Source organism: Nocardia pseudovaccinii NBRC 100343 (genome assembly GCF_001613225.1).
Lineage (GTDB): Bacteria > Actinomycetota > Actinomycetes > Mycobacteriales > Mycobacteriaceae > Nocardia > Nocardia pseudovaccinii.
In genome coordinates, this window is record NZ_BDBY01000332.1 from 1 (window position 1) to 24635 (window position 24635).

Annotated in this window: 21 protein-coding genes; 9 read left to right on the plus strand and 12 right to left on the minus strand. The window is 66.3% G+C overall.

What is annotated here, in order from left to right:
- From NP3_RS37005 to NP3_RS37025, 5 genes are all read right to left on the minus strand, one after another.
- The coding region (locus tag NP3_RS37005; protein WP_063046371.1) for a type 1 glutamine amidotransferase at window positions 1-589 on the minus strand (589 nt) is incomplete at its 3' end.
- Entirely contained in the window at window positions 586-1821 is a 1236-nt protein-coding gene (locus NP3_RS37010) for a Mur ligase family protein (protein ID WP_063046372.1), read from the minus strand. The genes NP3_RS37005 and NP3_RS37010, both read right to left, overlap by 4 nt.
- 186 nt (window positions 1822-2007) lie before the next feature.
- Entirely contained in the window at window positions 2008-2643 is a 636-nt protein-coding gene (locus tag NP3_RS37015; RefSeq protein WP_063046373.1) for a pyridoxamine 5'-phosphate oxidase family protein, read from the minus strand.
- A gap of 173 nt (window positions 2644-2816) precedes the next feature.
- Complete coding sequence (locus tag NP3_RS37020) at window positions 2817-4535, minus strand: hydroxysqualene dehydroxylase (protein WP_084509506.1); 1719 nt, start codon at window positions 4533-4535, stop codon at window positions 2817-2819.
- A 588-nt stretch (window positions 4536-5123) separates the two neighbouring features.
- Window positions 5124-6092 carry an EamA family transporter gene (locus NP3_RS37025; RefSeq protein ID WP_063046375.1) on the minus strand — a complete coding sequence of 323 codons (969 nt, stop codon included), beginning with the start codon at window positions 6090-6092 and terminating at the stop codon, window positions 5124-5126.
- A gap of 912 nt (window positions 6093-7004) precedes the next feature.
- Here NP3_RS37025 and NP3_RS37030 point away from each other — a divergent pair.
- Window positions 7005-7901: a LysR family transcriptional regulator gene (locus NP3_RS37030; RefSeq protein ID WP_063046394.1), complete on the plus strand. Its 897-nt coding sequence runs from the start codon at window positions 7005-7007 to the stop codon at window positions 7899-7901.
- A 297-nt stretch (window positions 7902-8198) separates the two neighbouring features.
- On the opposite strand, the gene NP3_RS37035 is transcribed toward NP3_RS37030, so the two are convergent.
- Both NP3_RS37035 and leuA read right to left on the minus strand, forming a co-directional pair.
- Entirely contained in the window at window positions 8199-9845 is a 1647-nt protein-coding gene (locus tag NP3_RS37035) for a MinD/ParA family ATP-binding protein (protein ID WP_245721262.1), read from the minus strand.
- 321 nt (window positions 9846-10166) lie between these two features.
- Window positions 10167-11960: a 2-isopropylmalate synthase gene (gene leuA, locus NP3_RS37040; protein WP_063046376.1), complete on the minus strand. Its 1794-nt coding sequence runs from the start codon at window positions 11958-11960 to the stop codon at window positions 10167-10169.
- Between the two features lie 231 nt (window positions 11961-12191).
- Here leuA and NP3_RS37045 point away from each other — a divergent pair, with 231 nt between their 5' ends.
- The 4 genes from NP3_RS37045 (at window position 12192) to NP3_RS37060 (ending at window position 17306) form a co-directional block, all read left to right on the plus strand.
- The gene (locus tag NP3_RS37045) at window positions 12192-12959 is read left to right on the plus strand and encodes a sulfite exporter TauE/SafE family protein (RefSeq protein WP_063046377.1); all 768 of its coding nucleotides are present in this window, start codon (window positions 12192-12194) and stop codon (window positions 12957-12959) included.
- Between the two features lie 120 nt (window positions 12960-13079).
- Window positions 13080-14657: an alpha/beta hydrolase gene (locus NP3_RS37050; RefSeq protein WP_063046378.1), complete on the plus strand. Its 1578-nt coding sequence runs from the start codon at window positions 13080-13082 to the stop codon at window positions 14655-14657.
- A gap of 120 nt (window positions 14658-14777) precedes the next feature.
- Window positions 14778-16400 carry a GMC oxidoreductase gene (locus NP3_RS37055; RefSeq protein ID WP_063046396.1) on the plus strand — a complete coding sequence of 541 codons (1623 nt, stop codon included), beginning with the start codon at window positions 14778-14780 and terminating at the stop codon, window positions 16398-16400.
- 57 nt (window positions 16401-16457) lie between these two features.
- Window positions 16458-17306, plus strand: coding sequence for a hypothetical protein (locus NP3_RS37060; protein ID WP_084509508.1), 849 nt, complete (start codon window positions 16458-16460; stop codon window positions 17304-17306).
- Here the strand turns inward: NP3_RS37060 and NP3_RS37065 are convergent.
- The 4 genes from NP3_RS37065 to NP3_RS37080 form a co-directional block, all read right to left on the minus strand.
- Entirely contained in the window at window positions 17284-18495 is a 1212-nt protein-coding gene (locus tag NP3_RS37065; protein ID WP_063046379.1) for a low temperature requirement protein A, read from the minus strand. The two genes, NP3_RS37060 and NP3_RS37065, sit on opposite strands and share 23 nt — an antisense overlap.
- A gap of 38 nt (window positions 18496-18533) precedes the next feature.
- A complete protein-coding gene (locus tag NP3_RS37070) occupies window positions 18534-18992 on the minus strand; it encodes an SRPBCC family protein (protein ID WP_063046380.1) in 459 nt (152 codons plus the stop codon).
- Between the two features lie 303 nt (window positions 18993-19295).
- Entirely contained in the window at window positions 19296-19484 is a 189-nt protein-coding gene (locus NP3_RS37075; protein WP_040686020.1) for a DUF1918 domain-containing protein, read from the minus strand.
- 60 nt (window positions 19485-19544) lie between these two features.
- Window positions 19545-20135, minus strand: coding sequence for a TetR/AcrR family transcriptional regulator (locus NP3_RS37080; RefSeq protein ID WP_063046381.1), 591 nt, complete (start codon window positions 20133-20135; stop codon window positions 19545-19547).
- 58 nt (window positions 20136-20193) lie between these two features.
- On the opposite strand from NP3_RS37080, the gene NP3_RS37085 reads away from it, so the two are divergent.
- Window positions 20194-20769 carry a dihydrofolate reductase family protein gene (locus NP3_RS37085; protein ID WP_063046382.1) on the plus strand — a complete coding sequence of 192 codons (576 nt, stop codon included), beginning with the start codon at window positions 20194-20196 and terminating at the stop codon, window positions 20767-20769.
- Window positions 20770-20798: 29 nt separating this feature from the next.
- A complete protein-coding gene (locus NP3_RS37090) occupies window positions 20799-21392 on the plus strand; it encodes a dihydrofolate reductase family protein (RefSeq protein WP_063046383.1) in 594 nt (197 codons plus the stop codon).
- A gap of 81 nt (window positions 21393-21473) precedes the next feature.
- Here NP3_RS37090 and NP3_RS37095 read toward each other — a convergent pair whose 3' ends face one another.
- Window positions 21474-21881, minus strand: coding sequence for a YjbQ family protein (locus NP3_RS37095; protein WP_063046384.1), 408 nt, complete (start codon window positions 21879-21881; stop codon window positions 21474-21476).
- A 429-nt stretch (window positions 21882-22310) separates the two neighbouring features.
- On the opposite strand from NP3_RS37095, the gene NP3_RS37100 reads away from it, so the two are divergent.
- Window positions 22311-23576, plus strand: coding sequence for an aspartate kinase (locus NP3_RS37100; RefSeq protein ID WP_063046385.1), 1266 nt, complete (start codon window positions 22311-22313; stop codon window positions 23574-23576).
- A 2-nt stretch (window positions 23577-23578) separates the two neighbouring features.
- Complete coding sequence (locus tag NP3_RS37105) at window positions 23579-24613, plus strand: aspartate-semialdehyde dehydrogenase (RefSeq protein WP_063046386.1); 1035 nt, start codon at window positions 23579-23581, stop codon at window positions 24611-24613.
- The last annotated feature ends 22 nt before the right edge of the window (window positions 24614-24635 follow it).

The following is a 24635-nucleotide window of genomic DNA, read 5'->3' on the forward strand; positions in this document are numbered from 1 at the left end:
CGGGGCCGTGCATGTAGGTGCCGATGGTCGAGCCCTGGACCACGCCCTCGAGTCCGTCGCCCACACCGTTGCCGACGCCGCGGGTGACGTGCGCGAGCCCGGTGGCGTCACCGCCGAGTTTGGTTCCACCACGGTGGTTTTCGAAGCCGGTGAGGGCGGCGGTGAGGCCGGGGAGCAGCGGGGTGGTCGTCACCTCGCCGATGGCGCGCTTGGCCTGCGGGGAGGTGGTGACATCGATGAGGCCAACGCCGTCGACGCGCTCGCCGGTGGACGTCTCGTACCAGTGGCCGAGCACCTGGATGGCGGCGCAGATGGCAAGTACCGGAGCACCTTTCGCGGCGGCCTGCTGCAGGCCGGGATAGCGCTGCAGATGGCGGGTGGCCAGGCGCTGCGCCGAATCCTCCGCTCCGCCAAGGGTATAGATGTCGAGCGACTCGGGAACCGGGTCGGACAGGGTGATTTCGACGATCTCGGCGTCGTGGCCGCGCATACGCAGTCGCTGCCGCAGCACCAGCGCATTGCCGCCGTCGCCGTAGGTGCCCATCACATCGGGCAGGACCAAGCCGATTCGTACAGTTGACTCCGTCATGCCCGGTCCTCCAGATCGCGGTTGAGATCGCGAAACGCGGTGTAGTTGGCCAGCACCTCGACCCGTCCCGCCGGACAGGATGCGATGGCGCGCAACGGATCCGGCACCGTGGTGTGTTCGACTCCGGCATAGGTCAGGCGCACCGCGAGATCGGTGGCGCGCTCACCGGCGGCCACCACTTGAATGCCCTCGAAGTGCTCGAATCGCACATCCCACAGCCAGGACAGATCCTCGCCGTCGGGCACCTGCCCGTTCACGGCGATCACCAGACCGGCCGAATCGGGCTCGATCATCGACAGCGCCTCCTGCCAGCCCGCCGGATTCTTCGCCAGCAGCAGCCGGGCCGCGTGCTCGCCGACCTGCACCGTCCGATAGCGACCGGCGATCTCGCGCACCGTACCCGCCGCGGTCGTCGCCGCCGCCGGATCCGCGCCGAGGGCGACCGCCGCGGCGACCGCCTGCGCGGCATTGCCCTTGTTGGCCCGTCCGGGCAGCGCCAATTTCAGCGGCAGCCGGACACCGTCGGGTCCGACCAGCTCATCGCCGTCCAGCCACCAATCCGGTTCGGGCCGTTCGAAATCCGTGCCGGTGCTGCGCCAATGCGCACCCTCCCAGACGATCGGCTCACCGCTGCGCGGACAACTCGTCGCATCCATCGACCAACCGCTGCCCGCCGCGACCCACACCACATTCGGGTGGTCGTAGGCAATGGAGGTCACCAACACATCGTCGCAGTTCGCGATCACCACGGTCTGCGGATGCCGCGCCAGCCCGGCGCGCAGCTTGCGCTCGATCATATTGATCTCGCCGACCCGGTCCAGCTGATCGCGGCTGAGATTCAGCAGGACCACCACGGACGGATTCAGCGAATCGGTGACGTGCGGCAGATGCAGTTCATCCACCTCGATCGCGGCCAGCGGCGTCCCGCGGTGCGAACTCAGCGCGGCCACGATGCCCGCGTCCATATTCGCGCCGTCGGCCTGCGTGGCGACCTTGCCGAGGGTGCTCAGTGCGGCGGTGGTCATCCTGGTGGTGGTCGACTTGCCATTGGTGCCGGTCACCAGCACTGTGCGCCGCCCGCGGCCCAGCTGATCCATGATCGTCTTATCGATCTGCAGGGCGATCAGCCCGCCGATCATCGACCCCTTGCCGCGGCCCGCCTTCTGCGAGGCCCACGACGCTGCCGCCGCCGCCCGCAGCGCGAGTCGCCCACGCACCGTTATGTCTGCCACGCCGCGAGTCTATGTGTTCTGCCCGGCGGCGCATTCGCTGCGGCCCGCTCCCCCGCCTCCCCGGACCTTTTGCCGGTCGTCAGTGCGTTGAGCCTTGGTCACCGGGCCGACGGTTGAGAACGCGACAAGTTCTTGGCGTACCCGACGAGTTACCCATGTGCTGACGAAATCAGTTCTTACGTTTGTCTAATACAGCTTGGCGTTGTAGTTTTCCGGCGAGTAGTAGCGCTCCAGCTCCTCCACCGACTCCGTCACATTGGTCTGGACCTCTTTGACGAGCCGAGCCGCACTGGGCAGATTGTCGACCGGCCACTGCTCCGGTTCCCACAGGTGACTGCGGATGAACGCCTTGGCGCAGTGGAAGAAGATCTGCTCGACAGCGACCTCGATCGCCAGGATCGGCCGATGGCCCTTGACCACCATGTCGTCGAAATACGGTGCGTCGCGAACCAGGCGCGCCCGGCCGTTGATGCGCAGCGTTTCGCGGCGGCCCGGAATCATGAACAGCAGCCCGACGTGCGGATTGCTGAGGATATTCAGGTAGCCGTCGGCCCTGCGATTCCCCGGCCGTTCCGGAATGGCGATTGTGGTGTCGTCGAGCACCTTCACGAATCCGGCCGGATCGCCCTTCGGTGAGGTGTCGCAATTGCCGTCGGCATCGCTGGTACTCAGGGCGATGAACGGGGTGGCCGCGATCCAGTCGCGGTCGCGGGGATGCAGTGCGACGCGCTCCTTCGTCGCGGCTCGCGGCATCACCTCTCCGAGTAACTGCCGCAGCTCGGCCGGGTCGGTGATCTCATTTGTTTCGGTGATCTCGCCCATACGCTCCCCCGCCTCCCCGGAACTCTTGCCGGTCGTCGAGCACGTGGAGACTCCCGTTCCGGGCCGTCGGATCCGTGCTGGACGGCCTTTGGGCGTACCCGACGAGTTACCCATGTGCTCACGAAATCAGTGATTACGTTTGCACTCTATGGCAATCCGCGTCGGGATGTGACTCATATTCGCACGTCGAACAGGTTGGGCTGGCCCGCGGCATAGCGGTCGGCATCGATGCGGCGCAGCGGTTCCAGTTCGGTGGCACGGAAGAGGGTGAACTTGCGGCAGCGATCGGCATTCGAACCCGAAACGTCGAGAATGGCATTGACCGCGTCGCGCGCGGATTCGTTGGCGCCCTCCATGGTTGCCAGATCGACATTGGTGCGCACGTAATCGCCTGCCAGGAACAGATTTTCGAGCGCACCGTGGGCCTCCGGCCTGCACTCCCACGATCCGGCGGTATTGATCAGCAGCGGATCCGCATCGGCATTGCGCCGCTGGGATTCCTGCCAGCTGATGCCCGGATCGAGGAACCAGGAATGCAGATCGGCATCGCGCAACAGGTCGTCGCGGTCGTTCAGATGCGCCCGCAATTGCGCCCACACTTCGCGCGCGATCTCCTCGTGCGTGCACTCCTTGGCGGGCTTGCCGTACAGCATGCCGGGGGAGTTCCAATCGGAGATATCGACCGAAAGGCAGTCCTGCACTGTGCCGTCGCCGAATTCGGTGAGTTTGCGCGTCCACAGCTGATTCTGGGTGATCGAGGTGAGTGACCACGGGGCATCGATATAGGCGGTGTGACCGTGTGAGATGTCCATCGGCCTGCGCAGATAGAACTGGATTCCGTTCATCCAGTCGACGAAGAGGCGATCCATCGCGGCCAGTTCCGGGCGCACCTCGAGCACGTCGGGCGACCAGAGCGCGCGGGCCCGTTCGGCGGACAGCGCGACCACGAAATAGTCGGCGTCGATGCTGCGCTGTGCGCCGTTTTCATCGACGATGCGGGCCGAGGCGATCCGTCGATCGCGCATCTCGAGTCCGCGTACCTCGGCCCCGAGCGCGAATTGCACGCCGAGGTCGCGCAGTCGCTGCACCCATGGATCGATCCACACCGAATTGGTCGGCCCGTTGAGCACCCGGTCCAACGCGCCGTCGTTGCCGATTTCGAAGGGGTTGCCCAGGAACTGTTCGCCCATGGTGCCGATGGTGCGGACGCTGGCGACATCCTCCTTTGCGGCGACCATGATGCTGGTCAGCGTGCGCGAGAGCAGGGCGCGGAATTCGTGGGAGCGCTGGTGGCCGCCGACGAAATCGCGCCACGAGGTGTGCTCCCACTGTCCTAACCGCCGGGCGTCGCAGCTGGAGTTGAATACCAGCAGGCGATCGGCGAAGTAGGCGCCTTCCTCGGCGGGCATTTTCAGGGCGGTCGCGATCGCCGCGCCCATCGTTTCGCGGAACGCGTCCGGAGTGAAATTCGTGCGAGCCTTGGGGCCAAGGGGAAGCCGGAAATCATCGCCGCCGCGGCGGGCGAAACGTGCCTCCGGCACGCCGATCAGATTGTCCCAAACGCCATTCGGATTGCCCGCGAATGGAATTCGCCGCATGGTGTCCGGAATGTGTTGATAGAAGCCGGGAAAGAAGCGAAACCCGTGCTCACCGGGCAGATCCGGCCGTCCGCCGGACCCGCTGCCCGGCACCGGAATACTGCGCGCCTTGCCCCCGAGCGCACGTCTCTCGAATACAGTGACCTGGAATCCACGCTCGGCCAATTCATGTGCCGCGGTCAACCCCGCGACCCCGCCGCCGAGCACCGCGACCCGTCCGCCGCCGGGACCACCCGCGGCAGGCGCGGGTCTCAGTCCACCGGCCGTCAGCGCCCCCGCCGTTGCTGCCCCCATCGCAACCGTGCCGCGAAGCATCGTTCTTCGCGAAACGGTCCACTGTTGATGTGCCATGCGCTTCTTTGCTGCCCTAAGCCCTTGGACCGATCTCTACCGCCGCCAAACACTGTAAAGCGGCAGCTTGTGGGTGAGCCGACCCACCCCTACCGCCGGACCCGGTCGGCCTCGCATTCGACCAGGTCACGAATACAGCGGGGCAGACACTACCGGGCGGTGTGACCGGGTCGAGTTGGTTTCTGGAACCGGGGTTGTACGCAAACTTCGCAGGTCAGGGCGTCGTTATGGCGGTGTTGGCGAAAGGGGGCAGGTAAATCGCGTGCGGCCGGGCTGGGCTGACTATCGCAGACTGTGTTGGCGAGACGGAAATGGACCTGCACGATAGCTCTGGGCCGTTCGAACCGGGGTCGCTTGCCGAGGGTCGGCTCTGGCGCTGGGGCGCGGTCGGGATCGGTTGCACCGCTGTGGTGATTGCTTGGCGGTGGGCTCGGGCGTCCACCGATCGGGGTTGCTTGCCGAGGGTCGGCTCTGGTGCTGGGGCGCGGTCGGGATCGGTTGCACCGCTGTGGCGATTGCTTGGCGGTCGGCTCACGCGTCCACCAGTCGGGGTTGCTTGCCGAGGGTCGGCTCCGGTGCCGGGGTAGCGGGCGAAACCGGTTCCACCGCTGTGGTATTCGCATCGCGACGTCCCGCCTTCGTCGCCGCGAACGCGCCCGCGATCACGATGGCTCCGCCGAGCAGTGACAGCGGCGTCGGGTCCTCGCCGAAGGCGGTCCAGGCGGCGAGGATGCCGACTACAGGGACGAGCAGGGACATGGGGGCGACCGTGCTCGCCGGGTAACGGCTCATCAGGTAGGTCCACAGGCCTGAGCCCGCGATGGTGCCGAGCGCGACGATGTAGGCGAGGCCGAGCAGCGCGTGCCAACCGCCGGGGGACGTGACATCGGTCAGCGCATGCAGGCCGGTCGTCGGCCCTTCGATGAACGCGGACAGCGCGAACATCGGGATCGGCGGCACAACGGTCATCCACAGCGTCAGATGCAGTGGGTTGACCTCGCCGGAGGCCGTGGCCAAACGCGAGCCGATGTTGCCGAAGGCCCACCCGAGACCGCCCGCCAGCGTCAGCAGCACCGGCAACAGCGCCGCGTGCTGTGCGCGATCGAGCCCGATCACCACGATGCCCGCAACGGCGACGCCGATGCCGAGCGACTGTGTCACCCGCAACCGCTCCCGCAGGAACAGCGCACCCAGCACAACCGTGAACGGCGCAGAAGATTGCAGCACCAGCGAGGACAACCCGGTCGGCATGCCCGCGCGCATGGCGGTGAACAGGAACGCGAATTGCAGAATCCCGAACCCGATCCCATACAGCAGCAACCACCGCAGCGGCACCTTCGGTCGCGGCACGAACGCCAGCACCGGCACCGCGATCACCACGAACCGCAGCGCAGCGAAGAAGAACGGCGGAAAGTGGTCCAGCCCCACCCGAATAGCAATGAAGTTCAGCCCCCAGAGCAGGACAACGGTAAGCCCGAGCAAGCGGTCACGATTGGTCACGTTCCTTATCGTCGGTAATGAAACCAATAAGAACAATCGAATAAATATGCACTATCGATGTAGCATCGCTTAATGGTTTCCCGAAGGCCTCACGCCTGCACTCCGACGATTCGCGATCGGTGCCCGACATCAGCGACTGTGGGAACATCGCGGCGTCGGCACCCGCGACGGCCCTGATCACGGCACCGCAGTCCGCCGTGTCGGTGCATGCTGCGGGTGCGCGATCAGGCGGCGTACGAAAGGCAGCAACCGCAGCCTCGCTGCATGCTGCGAAGTCGGCGCGCGCCGTCAGGGCGCTGTCGGGCGGCGCGGAAACGGCAGGGCTCGCAGTCTCACCGCCGGGCGCAGGAGGGGCGCACGCTGTGGCGTCGCTGCCTGCGACTGCCCCGGTCGCAGCGTGGCCGTCGGCTGCGGTGTCGGCGCGTGCTGCCGGGGCATCATCGGGCGGTGCGGGAACGCCAGTGACCTCGGCCTCGCTGCAAGCTGTAGGACGGGCGCATGTTGCGAGGTCGGCGCACGCTGCCAGGGCGCTGTCGGGTGGTGCGGAAACGGCAGGGCTCGCAGTTTCACCGCCGGGTACAAGAGCGGTGCAGGTCGCGGCGTCGCCGCCAGCAACGGCACCGGTCGCAGCATCGTCCTTGTTGACTGTGTTTGCACATGCCGCAGGTGCGCGATCGGGCGCAGCGGGAATGCCAGCGGTCGCAGTCTTACAGTCGGGTGCGGGGGCGGTGTATGTCGCGGCATTGGCGTCAGCCATGGCGTTGGTCGCAGGGTTTCCTTCGGCGGCTGTATTGGTGCATGCTGCGGGTGCGCAATCGGGCGGCGCGGGAACCCCGGCGGTCGCAGCCTCGCTACCGGCTATAGGAGCGGCGCATGTCGCAGGCGCCTGAGAACGTGCGGGTCGGGCCGCCGATGGCGGTCGAGCGATTGCGGGTGCTGCGGGAATTCGCGGATCGCGGGACGATCGCCGCTGTGGCCGAGGCGCTTTCGATGACTCCTTCGGCGGTGTCCCAGCAGCTCAAGGTGCTTGCCAAGGAGGCTGGCGTCGCGTTGCTCGAGCCCGATGGGCGGCGGGTTCGGCTGACCGATGCGGGGCAGGCGCTTGTCGTGCGCGCTGACGAGGTGCTTGCCGCGATGGACCGTGCGGTGGCCGAGATGGCGCACTATCGCGGGTCCGCGCGTGGCCGGGTTCGAGTCGCGCTGTTCCCGTCCGGTGCGGCGCTGCTGCTGCCGCGGGTGCTGCCCGCGCTGGCCGACAGCGGTGTCGAGGTCGTCGCCCGTGACGAGGACCTGCCGCCGAGTGCAGTGCCGCGGCTGCTCGCCGACTACGACATCGTCCTCACCCACCGCGACGAGCGCTCGCCGGGCATCGCGGGCCCTCGCGTCAGCACCACGGTCATCATGCGCGAACCCACCGATGTCGTTGTCGCACCGACCCATCCGCTCGCGACCCGCACCGAGGTGACCCCGGCCGAACTCGCCGAGGAGACCTGGCTCAGCGTCCGCGGCGGCTTCCCGGTCGACGACGTGCTGCGCTCCATCGCGACCATGACCGGCGTGCAACCCCGTATTGCCCAGCGCCTCAACGACTTCCGCGTCATCGAAACCCTCGTGGCCGCGAACTACGGCGTCGCCCTCATGCCCCGCTGGGCCGTCGCACACCCGAACCTCGCCGTACTACGCCTGTCCGGCGTGCGCGCCGCCCGCCTGTACGAACTCGCCACCCGCCCCCACGCCGCCACCCGCCCCGCCATAGCCACCGTCATGCAGGCCTTCCACACCGCCGCCGCCGAAATCGCCGCCGAATAGCCCACCCCGGGCAGCCTGCTGTCGCACACGTGATCACCACCTCGCAGAGGCTGCACCGTATGTGCCGCCTCACTACCTGTGCGCCAGCCGGACTTCGGGGAGGTCCGCTGATCACGGCGGCAATGTTGTGCCCGCGCGGTGGAATCTGTTGGCGCACACCGTGTGGCGCTGTCACAGAGGCTGCAACTTGCGCGAGGGTTCCAGCCGCTATGCGACAGCTGAATTCCGGGTACGGCAGCAGATTTCGGACCCGGATGCGGCCCCGGCAAGTGCTCGGGGCCGCAAGGGTTTCGAAAGCTAGTGGTGCCTGTGCGGGCCGGGCCGGTACTGCTGGGAGCCGATGTAGCCGAAATCGTCGGCGACCATGGCGGCCAGTTCCAGGAGGGCACGCCGGGTCGGCTTGCTCACCAGTTCCAGATCGATCTCCGCGCCCTCGGCGAGGTGGTCGTCGAAGGGCACCACCTGGACCGCGCGGGTGCGGTCGAGGAACAGTTTGCGTAGCTGGTCCAGGTCGACGGTGGAGGCGCCGCGGCGAGATGCGTTGACCACCACCACCGTTCGCTCGACCAACTTGCCGTAGCCGTGGTGGTCCAGCCAGTCCAGGGTGGCCGAGGCACTGCGGGCGCCGTCGATGGCAGGTGAGGTCACGAGCACCAGCGAGCTGGCCATATCGAGCACACCGGCCATGGCCGAATGCATCAGGCCGGTGCCGCAGTCGGTGAGGATGATGTTGTAAAACGACTGCAGGATGCCGATGGCCTGGCGGTAATCGGCCTCGCTGAAGGCCTCGGAAACCGCCGGATCCTGTTCGCTGGCAAGCACTTCCAGTCGGCTCGGTGCCTGGGACGTATGCGCCCGGACATCGGAGTACCTGGTGATGTGGTGATCCTCGAGCAGGTTGCGCACGGTGGAGCGGGTCTGCCGCGGCACCCGATGCGCCAGCGTGCCGAGGTCGGGATTGGCGTCGATCGCGATGACCCGGTCACCACGCAGCGAGGAGAACGTCGATCCGAGCCCGACGGTTGTCGTGGTCTTGCCGACGCCGCCCTTCAGCGACAGGATCGCGATCCGATAGTCCCCGCGCACCGGCTGATTCACCCGGTCGACGAGATCGCGGTAGACGACATCCGCCGCGGACTCACCCGGATTGATCATGCCGCCGGAGGCCTTGTGCACCGCGCGTCGCCAACCACTGCGCGGCGCTTTGCGTGCCCGCTTGAGCAGGTTCAGGTCATTGACCGAGTGTCCCGGCTGACCCGGCTGCGGAACATGCTGCGGCTGGAACGGCTGCTGCGTATTCGGCGGGCCGCCTTGCCATCCCGGCGGCGGCCCCTGTTCGGTATACGGCACCATCCCGGTGCCCGGCCCTTGCTCGCCATACGGCATCAGACCGGTGCCCGGCCCCTGTTCGGCATACGGCAGCGGTTGCTGCCCCATGGGCGGCTGCCCCATCGGGGGCTGTTGCATGGGCGGTTGCTGATACATCGGCGGCTGCTGCACCGGCGGAGGCGGCGCCCAGCTGTAAATGGGCGGCTCGGCCTGGCTTTCCACCGGGACCCGCCGGACCAGCCCATCGGGCCCGATCTCCTGGCGATATTCGCCATAGGACGGCTCGGGCTGCACCGGATGGTTACCGCTCTGGCCGGGACCCGGCTGATACGGCTGCGCGAATTGACCTGTGTTGTACGGCGTTCCGGGCGGCGCGAAACCTTCGGGCGGTCCGTACTGCTGCTGCGGAACTCCGGCCTGCGGGTAGCTGTTCTGATCCGTTGGGCCGCCTGGATATCCGGTGAACTGTCCCGGCTCCGACTGTTCGGACTCATCAGACTGTTCGGTGACCTCGGCGGTCTCGTGCTCGTCGGTCGCGGGCTCCGCGTCCACGGGTACGGATTCGGCTGTTTCGTCCGGCGCCGAGGAGTCGGTGGTGACCTCGGCCGTGTCCACCGAATGACTCTGCAGCCAGGGCGGAGAAGTCGGGTTGTGGTCGTTAGTTGTCACAGTTCCCCCATCTGCTCGGGAATTCGAGCAGAGAGCTCGGCGCTTGAAGTGCGAATCAACGCTAGCACGGGGTACTCGGCCCCGCGCCGTGGTATACACGGCCGCCACGCCGCATAAAGCACGGCGACCAGCCGTAACTCGAAAACGCTGTCCAACAGCAAGATCGAGAGCCGGGCGCCCGGGTCGGCAACAAAATGTCACCGCTGGGCGCCCGATTCCCACCGTACTCTCCGGCCTGAGCCGAAGTACTCGGATCGACTCGAGCGCTCAGTGCGCCCGGTTCACCGCCGACACCACTGCCCGCAGCGACGCGGTGGTAATCGAGGTGGCGATGCCGACACCCCACACCACCTTGTCGCCGATCGCGCACTCCACATACGCCGCGGCCTGCGCGTCGTCACCCGCGGACATCGCGTGCTCGGAGTAATCCAGCACTCGCACATCGAATCCGACCGTCGCGATCGCGTCGACGAATGCGGCGAGCGGTCCATTGCCCGCGCCGGTGACTTCCTGCTCGACGCCGTCGACCTTGACCACCGCGGCGATCGAGTCCACGCCGCCGTCGGTCTCCGATGCGGTGACCTTCTGGCGCATCCGCTCCAGCGGCCGGATCGGGCTCAGGTACTCGTCGGCGAAGACATCCCACATCTCCTTGGGCGAAACCTCGCCGCCCTCACCATCGGTGATCTTCTGGATCGCCTGGGAGAACTCGATCTGCAGTCGGCGCGGCAGCACCAGCCCGTGGTCGGTCTTCATGATGTAGGCGACGCCGCCCTTGCCGGACTGCGAGTTGACCCGGATGACGGCCTCGTAGGTGCGGCCCACATCCTTCGGGTCGATCGGCAGGTACGGCACCTCCCAGACGATGTCGTCGACATCGGATTCGGCGGCGTCGGCCGCGGCCTTCATCGCGTCCAGGCCCTTGTTGATCGCGTCCTGATGCGAACCGGAGAACGCGGTGTAGACCAGGTCGCCGCCGTAGGGGTGGCGTTCGTGCACCGGCAGCTGGTTGCAGTATTCGACGGTCCGGCGGATCTCGTCGATATCGGAAAAGTTGATCTGCGAATCCACGCCGCGGGAGAACAGATTCATCCCCAGCGTCACCAGGCAGACATTGCCGGTGCGCTCACCGTTGCCGAACAGGCAGCCCTCGATGCGATCCGCACCGGCCTGGTAGCCCAGCTCGGCGGCGGCCACCGCGGTGCCCCGGTCGTTGTGCGGATGCAGCGACAGCACGATCGAATCGCGGCGAGCCAGGTTGCGGCTCATCCACTCGATCGAATCGGCGTACACATTCGGGGTCGCCATCTCGACGGTCGCGGGCAGGTTGATGATCATCGGCTTGTCGGGGGTGGGCGCGATGATCTCGGTGACCGCGTCGCACACCTCCTTGGCGTAGGACAGTTCGGTGCCGGTGTAGGACTCCGGGCTGTACTCGTAGCGCCAGTTGGTGTCCGGGTAGCGCTGCTCGACCTCCAGGCACAGCGTCGCGGCATCGGTCGCGATCTTCTTCACCGCCGCCTGGTCCGCGCGGAACACCACACGCCGCTGCAGGACCGAGGTCGAGTTGTAGAAGTGGACGATCACATTGGCCGCACCGGCGCACGCCTCGAAGGTGCGCTCGATCAGTTCGGCGCGACACTGGGTCAGCACCTGGATGGTGACGTCGTCGGGAATCGCCCCGTCCTCGATGATCTCGCGGACGAAGTCGAAATCGGTCTGGCTGGCCGACGGGAAGCCGACCTCGATCTCCTTGTAACCCATCCGCACCAGCAGGTCGAACATGCGGCGCTTGCGGGCCGGGCTCATCGGGTCGATCAGGGCTTGGTTGCCGTCGCGCAGGTCGACGGCGCACCAGCCGGGCGCGCGGTCGATGATCTTGTCCGGCCAGGTGCGGTCGGGCAGCGTGATCGGCTCGACCTCCTCCGCGAAGGGCCGGTAGCGGAACGTTGGCATGGAGGAGTTCTTCTGCCGGTTCCAGGCGGGCTGGTCGGCAGGGGCGGGCTTGCTCGGTGCCGTAATGGTGCGCGAGCCGGATACAAAGGCGTCAGCAGGGGACATGCGATTTTCTCCAGGGTGTGGTGGATCCCAGTTATCGGGTCGACCGGCACGGCAGAACCCCGCGACGGGAGGCCAGTCCGATCAGACCCCGTCGCGGCGGCCGAGAAGAAGTGCCCGCTGCATGATGTCGGCGAGTTTACCGTGCCCCGGCGCACTGCCGAAAGCCCGGTCCCCATCGTCCGGTCATCCGACGTAACGATTAGCGTTCCGACCGGCTGGAGGTAGGTTCAAATGACTTGGCTGGAACAACTGGCGGTCTTCGGCGCGGGCATCGCGGCGGGCGGCATCAACACGATTGTGGGCTCGGGCACCCTGATCACCTTCCCGGCGCTGCTCGCCTTCGGGATTCCGCCGGTCACGGCGAACGTGTCGAACACCATCGGTCTGGTCCCCGGTGGCGTCAGCGGGGCGTACGGCTATCGGCGCGAACTCGAGGGCCAGCGGGCCAGGTTGGTCCGGCTGGGCAGCGCGTCCCTGCTCGGCGGCACCACCGGCGCGATCCTGCTGCTCATTCTGCCTGCCGCGGCCTTCAAGGCGATCGTGCCGGTGCTGATCATCGCGGCGCTGATCCTGGTCGTGGTCCAACCGCGGTTGGCGCGCTGGGTGAAGCAGCGCCGCGCGGCCGATGCGGGTCCGGCGCCGGAACACGGTGGCCTGATCCTGTACGTCGCGATATTTCTGTGCGGCATCTACGGCGGCTATTTCGGCGCGGCCCAGGGTGTGTTGTTGATCGGGTTGCTCGGGGTGTTCGTGCACGAGGACATCCAGCGGCTCAACGGGGTCAAGAATGTGCTCGGTCTGCTGGTGAACGCGGTTTCCGCAGTGGTGTTCACGATGATCGCCGATGTCGACTGGCGGGTCGCCGCGCTGATCGCGGTCGGTTCGATCATCGGCGGTCAGCTCGGCGCGAAGATGGGCAGGCGGATGCCGCCCACCGCATTGCGCGCGGTGATCGTCGTGGTGGGCAGCATTGCCGTCGTCCGACTGCTGATGACGTAGACGAAGGATGTACGTGGCACTCGAGATGCGAAACCCCTAGTGCGGTCGCACTTGTCGCGCAGCGGGATTGGTCCCAAAGGAGGACGACGGCGGTCGGGTCCGCAACGCAGGATGATCGTTATGCGCGGGTGGAAGATCGTCGGATTGGCACTGGCGGCCGTATTGGTGCCGTCATTGGTTTCGTGCTCTCGGCACAGTGCCGCGGTTACGCAGGTCGCCGAACTGGTCGCGCAGGCCGATGCGGCGCCGACTCCGAAACTCGATTGGGCGCAGTGCCCCGAAACGGAGTTGAGCAAGTATCAGTGCGCGACGGCCGCGGTCCCGATCGACTACGCGCAGCCCAACGGTGCCACGCTGTCGCTGGCCGTCGTCAAACAACCGGCCGCGGATAAGGACCGCCGCATCGGCACCCTGTTCAGCGCGGTCGGCGGACCCGGCGGCTCGGGCTTGAAATGGGCGAGTCACGGTGAGTTGTCAGCCGGTGAGGTGGCCCGCCGATTCGATGTGATCACCTTCGATCAGCGCGGCATCGGCCGCAGCGGTCAGGTGCGCTGTTTCGCGAATTCCGAAGAGCAGCACCGGTTCTGGTCCGGCATACTGCTCCCGCCTGCGAATGCCGAACAGGAGGCCGCCGCCGCGCGCAACGCCCGCGAACTGGCCGCCGGTTGCGCCGCGCACAGCCCGGAGCTGCTGGCGCACCTCACCACCGTCGATGCCGCGCGCGATCTGGATCTGCTGCGCCGCGCGGTCGGCGAGGCGACCATGACTTACACGGGCGGTTCCTACGCGAGCTATCTGGGCGAGGTTTACGGCGCGTTGTTCGGCGACCGGGTCCGCGCACTGCAACTCGGCTCGATGATCGACCCGGACGCCTACACCAACGATTCGCGCGCCCAGATCGCCGACTCCGCGGCGGGCACCGAGGAGGTACTCGCGGAGTTCCTGCGGCTGTGTGCCGAGGCGGGACAGCCGCGCTGTGTGTTCGCGGGCCCGGCCAAAACCGATGCCGCCGCACTGCGCGTCCGCAACGACGCCGTGCTGGACCGCCTGCACCAGGGTCCCATCGTGGTCGGCCAGGGTGAGCACACCCGCGCGGTAACGCTCACCGAGGTGCTGCCCGCACACGCCACCATGCTTTACGACATCAAGGAGGGCTGGCCCGCGCTGGCCGAACTTCTCACCGAACTGGAGCGCGGCCCGGCGGGCAATCCCGATGTCGTACAACAGATTCTTGATGCGGGCGGGTTCACCGAAGATTTCCTCGACTCCTTCATCGCAATTACCTGCGCGGACAACAGCTTTGGCCGCGAACCCGAGCACTGGCCCGCCATGGCAGCCGAACTTTCCAGTGTCGCACCGCATTACGGTGCCATGTGGTTGTACCTGAGACAGGCTTGCGGTGCCTGGCCCGCATCGGCCGGGGGGTATCCGCAGCGCATCACCGGTCCGTGGATTCTGCGTTCGGATAAGCCAGCTCTGCTGTTCAACAACCGCTTCGATCCGGTCACCCCGTTGACGGCCGCCCGCCGGGCGCAGCAGGAGTTGGTCAATGCCAGGCTGGTGATCGTCGAGGGCGGTTACGGGCACCTGGTGGTGAGCGACTGCGCGGGCAGACTCCAGGAGCACTACCTCGTGGACCTGCAACTCCCCGCGCCCGGCGCAACCTGCAAGCCGGACGAGGCCCCGTTCGCCGACTGAAACGCCAGTACCGGAAACCGCTCGACCAAGATCGCCCGCATTCCTGCCGCCGCCACTGTTCAGGACTCCCGAATCCCGGTAGTCTGCGCTCGGCCATGCGTGATGAGGGAGGTGGCCAGGGTGCACAGACGTGCCTTTTTCAAGGCAGCCGGTGCGGCCGCGATGCTGGGTGTCGCGGGAACCGTACTTGGCAGGGCGACAGCCGATGCCGCAGATCCGATGTGGGACAACCTTTTCCGCATGTGGGTCCCGGAAATCTTTGCGCCGCTTCCCGATCCGCCCGAGCATTCGCCCGCGATCGTCATCGGCTCCGGCTTCGGCGCTTCGGTCACCGCACTGCGATTGGCCGAGGCCGGCATCGCCAATACCGTGCTGGAGCGCGGTTCGCGCTGGCCGAACGATCCGTGGCGCGAGATCTTCACCGGTGACGATCTGCCCGACGGCCGCGGCTTCTGGCATCGCACCAACTTCACCGGTGTCACCAAGGTGCCGACGCATTTCGCCAACTTCGGCGGGGTGCTCGATTGCACCCAGTACCCGGGCATCGATGTGTGGCGGGCGGCGGCGGTCGGCGGCGGTTCGGTCATCTTCTCCGGTGCGATGGTCGCGCCCGAGCGCCGCTTCTTCGACCATGTCTTCGGCGGCACCGTCGATTACGGCGAAATGGAGCGCGTCTATTACCCGCGCGTGCGGGAGATGTTGCGGCTCAGCCCTATTCCGGCGGACCTGTACGCCGCTTCACCGTTCGCGCATTCGCGGGCCTGGGACGAGCAGGTGCGCAGGGCGGGCTATCAGCCGGTCGCCAATGACTCGATCTTCAACTGGGATGTGCTTCGCGGCGAAATCGCCGGTACCACAAGGCCTTCCGCGACGGTGGCGCGCAGTAATCTCGGCAACTCCAACGGCGCGAAGTTCGACCTGAACCAGAACTACCTGCGCTACGCCGAGGACACCGGAAAGTCCGCCATCTATCCGGGGCACCGCGTCGACGCCATCGCGCAGGAATCCGGCGGCCGCTATTCGGTGACCGTGACAAAACTTTCGCCGACCGGCGACGTGATCGGCACCCGCACCATCACCTGCGACCGCCTGTTCCTCGGCGCGGGTTCGGTCGGTACCTCGGAGCTGCTGGTGCGGGCCCAGGCCACCGGCGCACTGCCGAACCTCAACGAGCACATCGGCGACGGCTGGGGCACCAACGGCGATGTGGTGCTGGCTCGCGGCGCCAGCGAGCTGGCCGGTTTCGGTCAGGGCGTGCCGAGCGCGAGCCGGATCCTCGACGAATCCGCGGTGCCGCTCACGCTGGAAAATTGGTACATCCCCGGCATTCCGTTCGAGACCGGCGCGCTCGCCTCATTGGGCATGGTGCTCGATCCGGCTCGCGCGCGCTTCGGCTACGACCGTGCCCGCAATACGGTCGGACTGTCCTGGTCGACCGGGAACCGCGACGATATCGTGGCCGCCGCCCGCGCGGTCGATCATCGGATCGCCGAACGTTCCAATGCCCTCGTCGAATACGGCGCACTCGGTTACGACGCGAACGCGCTGTTCACCGCGCACCCACTGGGTGGTGCGGTGCTCGGGCGGGCAACCGATGGCAACGGTCGCGTGCACGGTCATCCGGGCCTGTACGTGATGGACGGTGCGGCCATCCCGGGCAGCACCGGCACGGTCAACCCCTCGCTCACCATTACCGCACTGGCCGAACGCAATATCGGGGCGATCATCCGCGCTGGGAAGTAGCCCGGCGCGGCGCGTATTACTGTCGGCGGGACCGTTCGGCGTCGAAGGGATCCTCACGTGGCAACACCGACCAGGCCGACCACGCCCGGCCTCGACGACGGACCGAAGCTGGATTTTCCACGCAAGCCGCCCGCGCTGTGGTCAGATCTGGTGATGCTGGCGCTGGCGATCGTCTCGGTCGTGCTGGTCACCTGGGTCAGCTTCTTCGAGGTCTCCACGCACACCTACCGCGTGATCGTGGTCCTCGACTACTCGGTCTGCGCGATATTCGCCGCCGAATTCCTCTGGCGCTGGCGCCGCGCGGGCTGGCCGTGGACGTTCCCGTTCGTCTATTGGTACGAAGTGCTCGGCATGATCCCGGTGACCAGCCCGTTCTTCCGCGGGTTCCGGTTACTGCGGATCGTGGTGATCGCGGTCCGGCTCGGCCGGGTCGCCGATCGGGCCCTCGGCGATCGCGTGACCGCCGCGGTGGTGAACCGGTTCGTGACGACCATCGTCGATGTCATCAAGCGCCCCATGACCATCGCCATCATGGACGAGGTCGCGCAGGTGCTGCGCACGGGCCACTACACCCGCAATATCGCGGCGGCGCTGGAGGAGAACCGCGCCGAAATGGACGAGATGATCCTCGAACTCATCAAGAACGATCCGCAGGCCGGTCGGGTCCGCTACATCCCGTTCCACGACGAGATCATCCGGCTCGTCGCCGACACCACATTCCGGATCGTCTTCCAGGTGCTGGCGGATCCGCGCACGGACGAACTGGTCTCGGACATGATCCGCGAGAACGTGGATCAGATCCGAGACGCCGTGCACGCCGGGGTGCGCGTCGCGCCGTCCAATTACGGCCCGACGCCGCACGAACAGACCGTGCGCTACCACCTCAGCCGTGTGCCGCGTGCCTGATCTCGTCGCGCGGCGCCGCGTAACGCATTGTCTCCCAGACGATCAGCAGCACCAGCACACCGCACAGCAGTCCCAGTGAGGCCAGCGCGGGTAGCGCGCAGGCCGCCGGAGTCAGCGCGAGCAGCAGTCCGGCGGCCACCAGGCGCGGCACCGTGACGTTCCCGGTCGCGTACTGCTTGAACCCGACCAATGCGATCAGATACAGCACCACACCGCCGTACAGCGCGAACAGCGGTATCCCGGACAGCGCGTCCTTCAGGCTGTGCGCCGATTCGTCGCCGACGTAGTAGAGCACCTTCTTCAGTCCGAGCGAGAGACCGATGATCCCGGCGATCATCGGGAAATGCCAGAAGGTGTAGGAGTTTCGGGCGATCTTGATCTGCCGCTCGCCCTCGGCGTGCTGCAACTCGTGCTCCACCGACAACGCCGCCACATCGAAGTACGCCCACCACAGCAGACCCGAAACCGCGAGTCCGAGCAGGGATCCGACCGCGATCGGCCACGAAATGGGCAGTCCGGCAACGCCGATGCCGATCGAGACGATCGATTCACCCAGCGCCACAATGACGATCAGCCCGTAGCGTTCGGAGAAATGGCGGGCTGAATTCAATCGCCAGTCCTCGCCTGCGAGCAGGGTCCACCCCATATCGCCGACGATCGCGGCGATCCACAGCACGATCTGCGTCGTCCCGGAGGTCATCGCGGCGATGACGAGCAGTGTGGTGCCGATGGTGATGGAGCCCAGACTCCAGCGCAGCACCTGGTTGCGCAGTTGCGAATCCTCGGCGCTGGCCAGTAAGAACATGCCCAGGTGCACCAGGCGCACGATCAGATACGCGATCGCGAAGACCAGCGGGCCGAACCAGCCGCCGCGCAGATCCTCGAATGCTTCCGGAATGGTGAGTGCCGCAAGGAAACCGCCGCCCATCGCGATGAACATGCCGACGCGCGCGATGCCCTCGTCCGCGCGCACCACATTGCCCAGCCAGGAGTAGGCGATCCACAGCCACCACATGACGGCGAGTACCAGCACCGCCCGCAGCATGTTCTTGGCGCTGGTGTCGTGTGCGACCAGGCCGGTGACCATGGTGAACGCGAAGACGAGCACCAGGTCGAAGAACAACTCGAGCTGAGTTACCGACGCATCCTCGGCCGTTGGCAGCAGGCGTGCCCGTTTGGAACCGATCATGGTTCACATCGTCGCATCCGAATGCGACAGGTGCGTTCCTACACGGCCTGATAGTTCTCGTTCTCGGTGAAGCCCTCAGCGAACTCGATGAAGTTCTGCACGACCGCCTCGTTCGAGCGACGCATGGTCCGGCTCACCAGCATGCCCGGCACGGGGATCGGGATGTAGAGCTCGACGTGGTACCAGACGTCGGCGCCCTGCTCGCCCTCGGTGACCTCGAACCAGCCGCCGCCCTTCACCCCTCGGGTGCTGTCGGCCACCTCCCAGGACGAGCGAGTCTCGGTCCATTCGTACTCCAGGACCTGCAGATCCGAGCCGCCCATCAGCTCCGCTTTGACGAATACCCGGCGCGGTCGCAGGTTGTCGTCGCGGCTCGCGACCCGGGCGTCGCTGTAGGAGGTCGACCACTCCGGGAGCATCTCGACCGCGGCCAGTGCATCCATTACCTGCTCGGGATCGGCGTCGACGACGAAACGGATATCGGTCTTTGTACGCATTCCATACCTCCGCCCCCGCCCAACTACATCGGCAAATTGTGCCCAGCGACACATTCGCAAGTCAACTGAGCGGGCAGTGCCCGAAGCCACATCGGCCGCATATCTCGGGGGGATCACGGTCGATTATGTACGGCGAGAACAAGTTACGGTTCAGTATTTTCGAACGAATCGCGATATCGCCGGTCCAGTGGACTTGCCGTAGGAGCTGACGGGGCGTAAGTCGATCGTGCGCAAGGTATTCGCATCTGCGGCCGCGCAGGGGGTAACGGGCCCGCGGCGAGCGGGCCCGTTGGGTGCGGCGGCTCAGTGCGGCGTTGGTTCGATGATCGCGTCCGGGCCCGGGTAGACGAGCGATTCGTGCCCGTCATCGAATCGCACCACATACGGCGGTGCGCCCTGAGGCCCGCGGACTTCGACGATTTCGCCGTGGCGATCACTCTGTCCCACAACGTGGCCGTGTACGAGGAGCCGGTCTCCGACATTCGCCATCATCGCCCCATTATCGAATGACGGTGACGCGCGTCACAAGGGTTCCCAGTACTACGCGGCGTTTCACTCGTTGCCGACGAGTCGATCGACCGCGGCCTCGATCAGCTCCTGGCTCTGTGTCTCGGTGAAGATTCCCGGCAGCGTCAGCCGGTCCACGATCAGCCAATTCAGCGCCAGATACAGCAGGATCACCGAGTTTTCGTCGCCGGGCAGTTCGGCTTCGAGATGGTTTCGCACATTGAAATCGAGATCCGCGCGCACTGCCTCGGTCATGACCGCCCGCAACTCCGGTCGCCGCGTCGCCTCCAGGCGCAGCTCGAGCATGGCCAGGTAGCCGGTGCGGAAGGCCTCGATGCGACTGACCGTCTCGCGCATCAGCTCGGTGATATGCGCTCGCGTCTTCGGGCCCGTCGCGAGGTCGGCCATGGTCGCCGCGCTCGGCGTCAACCGTTCGTAGAACCGCCCGCCCACCTGGGTCAACAGGTCGTCACGATTGGCGAAGTAGTTCGACGCCGTACCCGCGGGCACCCCGGCCTCCTTGTCTACCGCTCGAAAGGTGAGCCCGCGCGCCCCCTCCTTCGCCAACACCTCGATCGCCGCATCCAGCAGCGCTTGCCGCCGCTCCGGATTCGTCCGCACTTGACACCACTCCATCTGTAGTACTACCTTCAAACCACTTCAGTTAGAGTACAACGGATCAGGCGGTATTGATATGCGAAAACTCGTCTACTACGTGGCCGTCTCGCTCGACGGCTATATCGCCGGTCCGGCAGGGGAGTTCGACTTCTATCCGCTCGACGCCGAGATGGCGACCTGGATCACGGGGCAGTATCCGGACTTCGTGCCGCGCCAGGTGCGGGCACACGTCGGGATGGCGGTGGACGAACCGAGTAAGCGGTTCGACACCGTGCTGATGGGCCGCGCGACCTATGAGCCCGCGCTGTCCGAGGGGGTCACCAGTCCGTACGCGCATATGCGGCAGTACGTCATTTCGAGCACCCTCGGCCCGATCGATGATCCGCGGGTCGAGGTGGTCGCGGGCGATCCGGTCGGGCTGGTGCGACGGTTGAAAGCCGAAGCGGGCGGCGATATCTGGCTGTGCGGCGGCGGCAAGCTGGCCGGGGCGCTGCTCGACGAACTCGACGAGATGATCGTCAAGAGCTATCCGGTCGTCGCGGGCGGCGGCATATCCGCCTTCTCGGGTGCCTTCAACCCGACCCTGTTCAGGCCGACCGAGCGCCGGGAGTTCGGCAACGGCGCCCAGGTCACCTGGTTCTCCCGGGCCTGACGATCCTGCACCACGAAAGAGGTATTCATATGCGAAAACTCGTCTACTACGTCGGCATGTCCCTCGACGGCTATATCGCGGGGCCCGGCGACGACATCAGCTTCTATCCGGTGGACGACATGTGGGACTGGATCAAAGCGGAGTACCCGGAGACCCTGCCGACCCATGTGCGCCCGCATATCGGGCTGGCGGTGGATGCGGCGAATCAGAGGTTCGACACCTTGGTCATGGGTCGAGGCACCTATGCTCCGGCCCAGGCCATAGGCGTGACCAGCCCATATGCGCATATGCGCCAGTACATCGTGTCGAGTTCCCTCGGCCGGATCGATGACCCGACTGTCGAACTTGTCGAGGGCGATCCGGTCGGCCTGGTACGTCGCCTGAAACAGGAGGACGGCCTGGATATCTGGCTGGCGGGTGGCGGCAAGCTCGCCGCACAGCTACTCGGCGAGATCGATGAGCTCGTCATCAAGAGTTATCCAGTGGTGGCTGGAACCGGAACCCAGGCCTTCGCGGGCGAATTCGACCCCACCTTGTTCACACCCACCAAACGCACCGAATTCGGCAGCGGTGCGCAGGTCACCTGGCTCACCAGAGCCTGTGGTCCGAAATTGGACAGCTGATCACCATGTATCGGCGCTGCTGGTCTCGAGTCGGCCGATGCTGCCGAGAACGCATGGTGATCGTCTGCCCAGTGGTAGGGGCTAGCCGCGTAGAAATGACAGGCGCACTTGGCGGTCCGGGTTATCGACATTGAGGTCGACCATCGCGATTGATTGCCAGGTGCCCAGGGTCAGTGCGCCGCCGATGACGGGCACGGTGGCGAAGGGCGGGATCAGCGCGGGCATGACGTGGGAGCGGCCGTGCCCGCGGGAGCCGTGGGCATGCCGCCAGCGATCGTCGGCGGGCAGCAGGTCGCGCAATGCGGCGAGCAGGTCGTCATCGCTGCGCGCGCCGAGTTCCATGATCGCGATCCCGGCCGTGGCATGCGGCACGAAGATGTGCAGCAGCCCGTCCTCGCCCGCCTCGCGTGCGAACGACGCGCACTGCGGCGTGATGTCGTACACGACCTCGGATCGTCCCGTGGTCACCTCGATCACCGTGCTCTTCATGGGCTCATCGTCCTCCTCGCTGTCGCTTTCCTACAGCAGCGCTGTCACCTTTCGTGCAGCCGGTGGAACTGAGCGCCGCCCCGACTCCCGCGCAAGCACCTCATGGTGCGGTGCTCGAGCCGATTCGCGGAGACGAGAGAGGCTCGGATGGGTGAGCGCGATCAGGGTGGTCGTGCTCGAGTGCGGAGAGTTCGGATCGAGCGGTTGATGCATCAACATAGTATGTCCGACGCCGCGATACTGTGCCGCGCTCGTGGCCGCTCGGCTGGTAGGGATCACCGAAGGCAGGAGGCGTTTTCGGTCAAGATCGATTCGCGAACTGCCCCTTCGATACTCGCGGGCTGAGGAGGTAGGAAGGGATCCGCTGGACCTCGGCCGGTACGCTGGGGTGCTGTTAGCAGCTGATTGTCGATCTTGGAGGACCCTGTCGTGGCTCTCGTTGTTCAGAAGTACGGAGGATCCTCGGTAGCGACCGCCGAGCGTATCCGGCGCGTCGCTGAACGGATCGTCGAGACGAAGAAGCAGGGCCACGACGTGGTCGTCGTCTGCTCGGCCATGGGCGATACCACCGACGAGTTGCTGGATCTGGCGCAGCAGGTGGCGCCTGCGCCGCCCGCCCGCGAAATGGATATGTTGCTCACCTCTGGCGAGCGCATCTCCAACGCGCTGGTCGCCATGGCCATCCACTCGTTGGGCGCCGAGGCTCGCTCGTTCACCGGCTCGCAGGCGGGTGTGATCACCACCGGATCGCACGGTAACGCCAAGATCATCGACGTCACCCCGGGCCGGGTGCGCGCCGCGCTGGACGAAGGTCTGGTCGTGCTGGTCGCCGGTTTCCAGGGCGTCAGCCAGGACAGCCGTGACGTCACCACGCTCGGCCGCGGCGGCTCCGACACCACGGCGGTCGCGCTGGCCGCGGCGCTGGAGGCCGACGTCTGCGAGATCTACACCGATGTGGACGGCGTCTTCACCGCCGACCCGCGGATCGTGCCCGACGCGCAGCAGCTCGAGCAGGTCTCCTATGAGGAGATGCTCGAGCTCGCCGCCTGCGGCGCGAAGGTACTCATGCTGCGCTGTGTGGAATACGCGCGCCGCTACAACGTTCCGGTGCATGTGCGCTCGTCCTACACCGACAAGCCCGGCACCTACGTCTATGGATCGATGGAGGACATCCCCTTGGAGCAAGCAATCCTCACGGGCGTCGCGCACGACCGCAGCGAGGCCAAGGTGACCGTGGTCGGCCTGCCGGACGAACCTGGCTACGCCGCCAAGGTATTCCGCGCGATCGCCGACGCGGAGATCAATATCGATATGGTCCTGCAGAACATTTCCAAGGTCGAGACGGGTAAGACCGATATCACCTTCACCCTGCCCAAGACCGAGGGCGCGCGTGCGGTGGAGATGCTGACCAAGCGTCAGGACGAGATCGGTTTCTCGCAGGTGCTCTACGACGACCACATCGGCAAGGTCTCCCTCGTCGGCGCGGGTATGAAGAGCCACCCCGGCGTCACCGCGACCTTCTGCGAGGCGCTGGCGAACGCGGGCGTGAATATCGACCTCATCTCCACCTCCGAGATCCGGATCTCGGTGCTGGTCAAGGACACCGAACTGGACGAGGCCGTGCAGGTGCTGCACAAGGCCTTCGATCTGGGCGGCGACGAGGTCGCCGTCGTCCACGCGGGAACAGGACGATAAGCATGGGTGTACGGGTAGGAGTCGTCGGCGCGACCGGACAGGTCGGCGCCGTCATGCGAAAACTGCTGGAGGAGCGCAACTTCCCGGCCGACGAGGTGCGTTTCTTCGCCTCGGCCCGCTCGGCGGGTAAGACCCTCCCGTGGCGCGGCGGCGAAATCGTGGTCGAGGACACCGAGACCGCCGATCCCACCGGCCTGGATATCGCGCTGTTCTCCGCGGGCGCCACCATGTCGCGCGTGCAGGCCCCGCGTTTCGCGGCGGCCGGTGTCACGGTGATCGACAACTCGTCGGCTTGGCGTAAGGATCCCGAGGTCCCGCTGGTCGTGAGCGAGGTGAATCCGGAGCAGACCCGCAATCTGGTCAAGGGCATCATCGCCAACCCGAACTGCACCACCATGGCCGCGATGCCGGTGCTCAAGCCGCTGCACGATGTGGCGGGTCTGCGGCGCCTGGTCATCTCGAGCTACCAGGCGGTCTCCGGCAGCGGCCTGGCCGGTGTCGAGGAGCTGGTCTCCCAGGTGCGCGCCGTGGTCGACGATGCCGAAAAGCTGGTGCACGACGGCAATTCGGTGCAGTTCCCGGCCCCGAACAAGTACGTCGCGCCGATTGCCTTCGATGTGATCCCGCTCGCCGGTTCGCTGGTCGACGACGGCTCCTTCGAAACCGACGAAGACCAGAAGCTGCGCAACGAGAGTCGCAAGATCCTCGGCCTGCCCGACCTGCTGGTCAGCGGCACCTGCGTGCGTGTCCCGGTCTTCACCGGCCACTCGCTGTCGGTGAATGCCGAATTCGCCGAACCGATTTCGGTCGAGCGCGCCAAGGAAATCCTCGCCAAGGCGCCCGGCGTCGAGCTCACCGACGTGCCGACCCCCTTGGCCGCGGCGGGCAAGGACGACTCCCTCGTCGGCCGCATCCGCCATGATCCGGGCGTCCCCGAAGGCCGCGGTTTGGCGCTGTTCATCTCCGGGGACAACCTCCGAAAAGGCGCCGCCCTCAACACCATTCAAATCGCCGAAGTCCTGTTGGCCCAGCGCTGACATTGACCGAACGGGCCGTTCC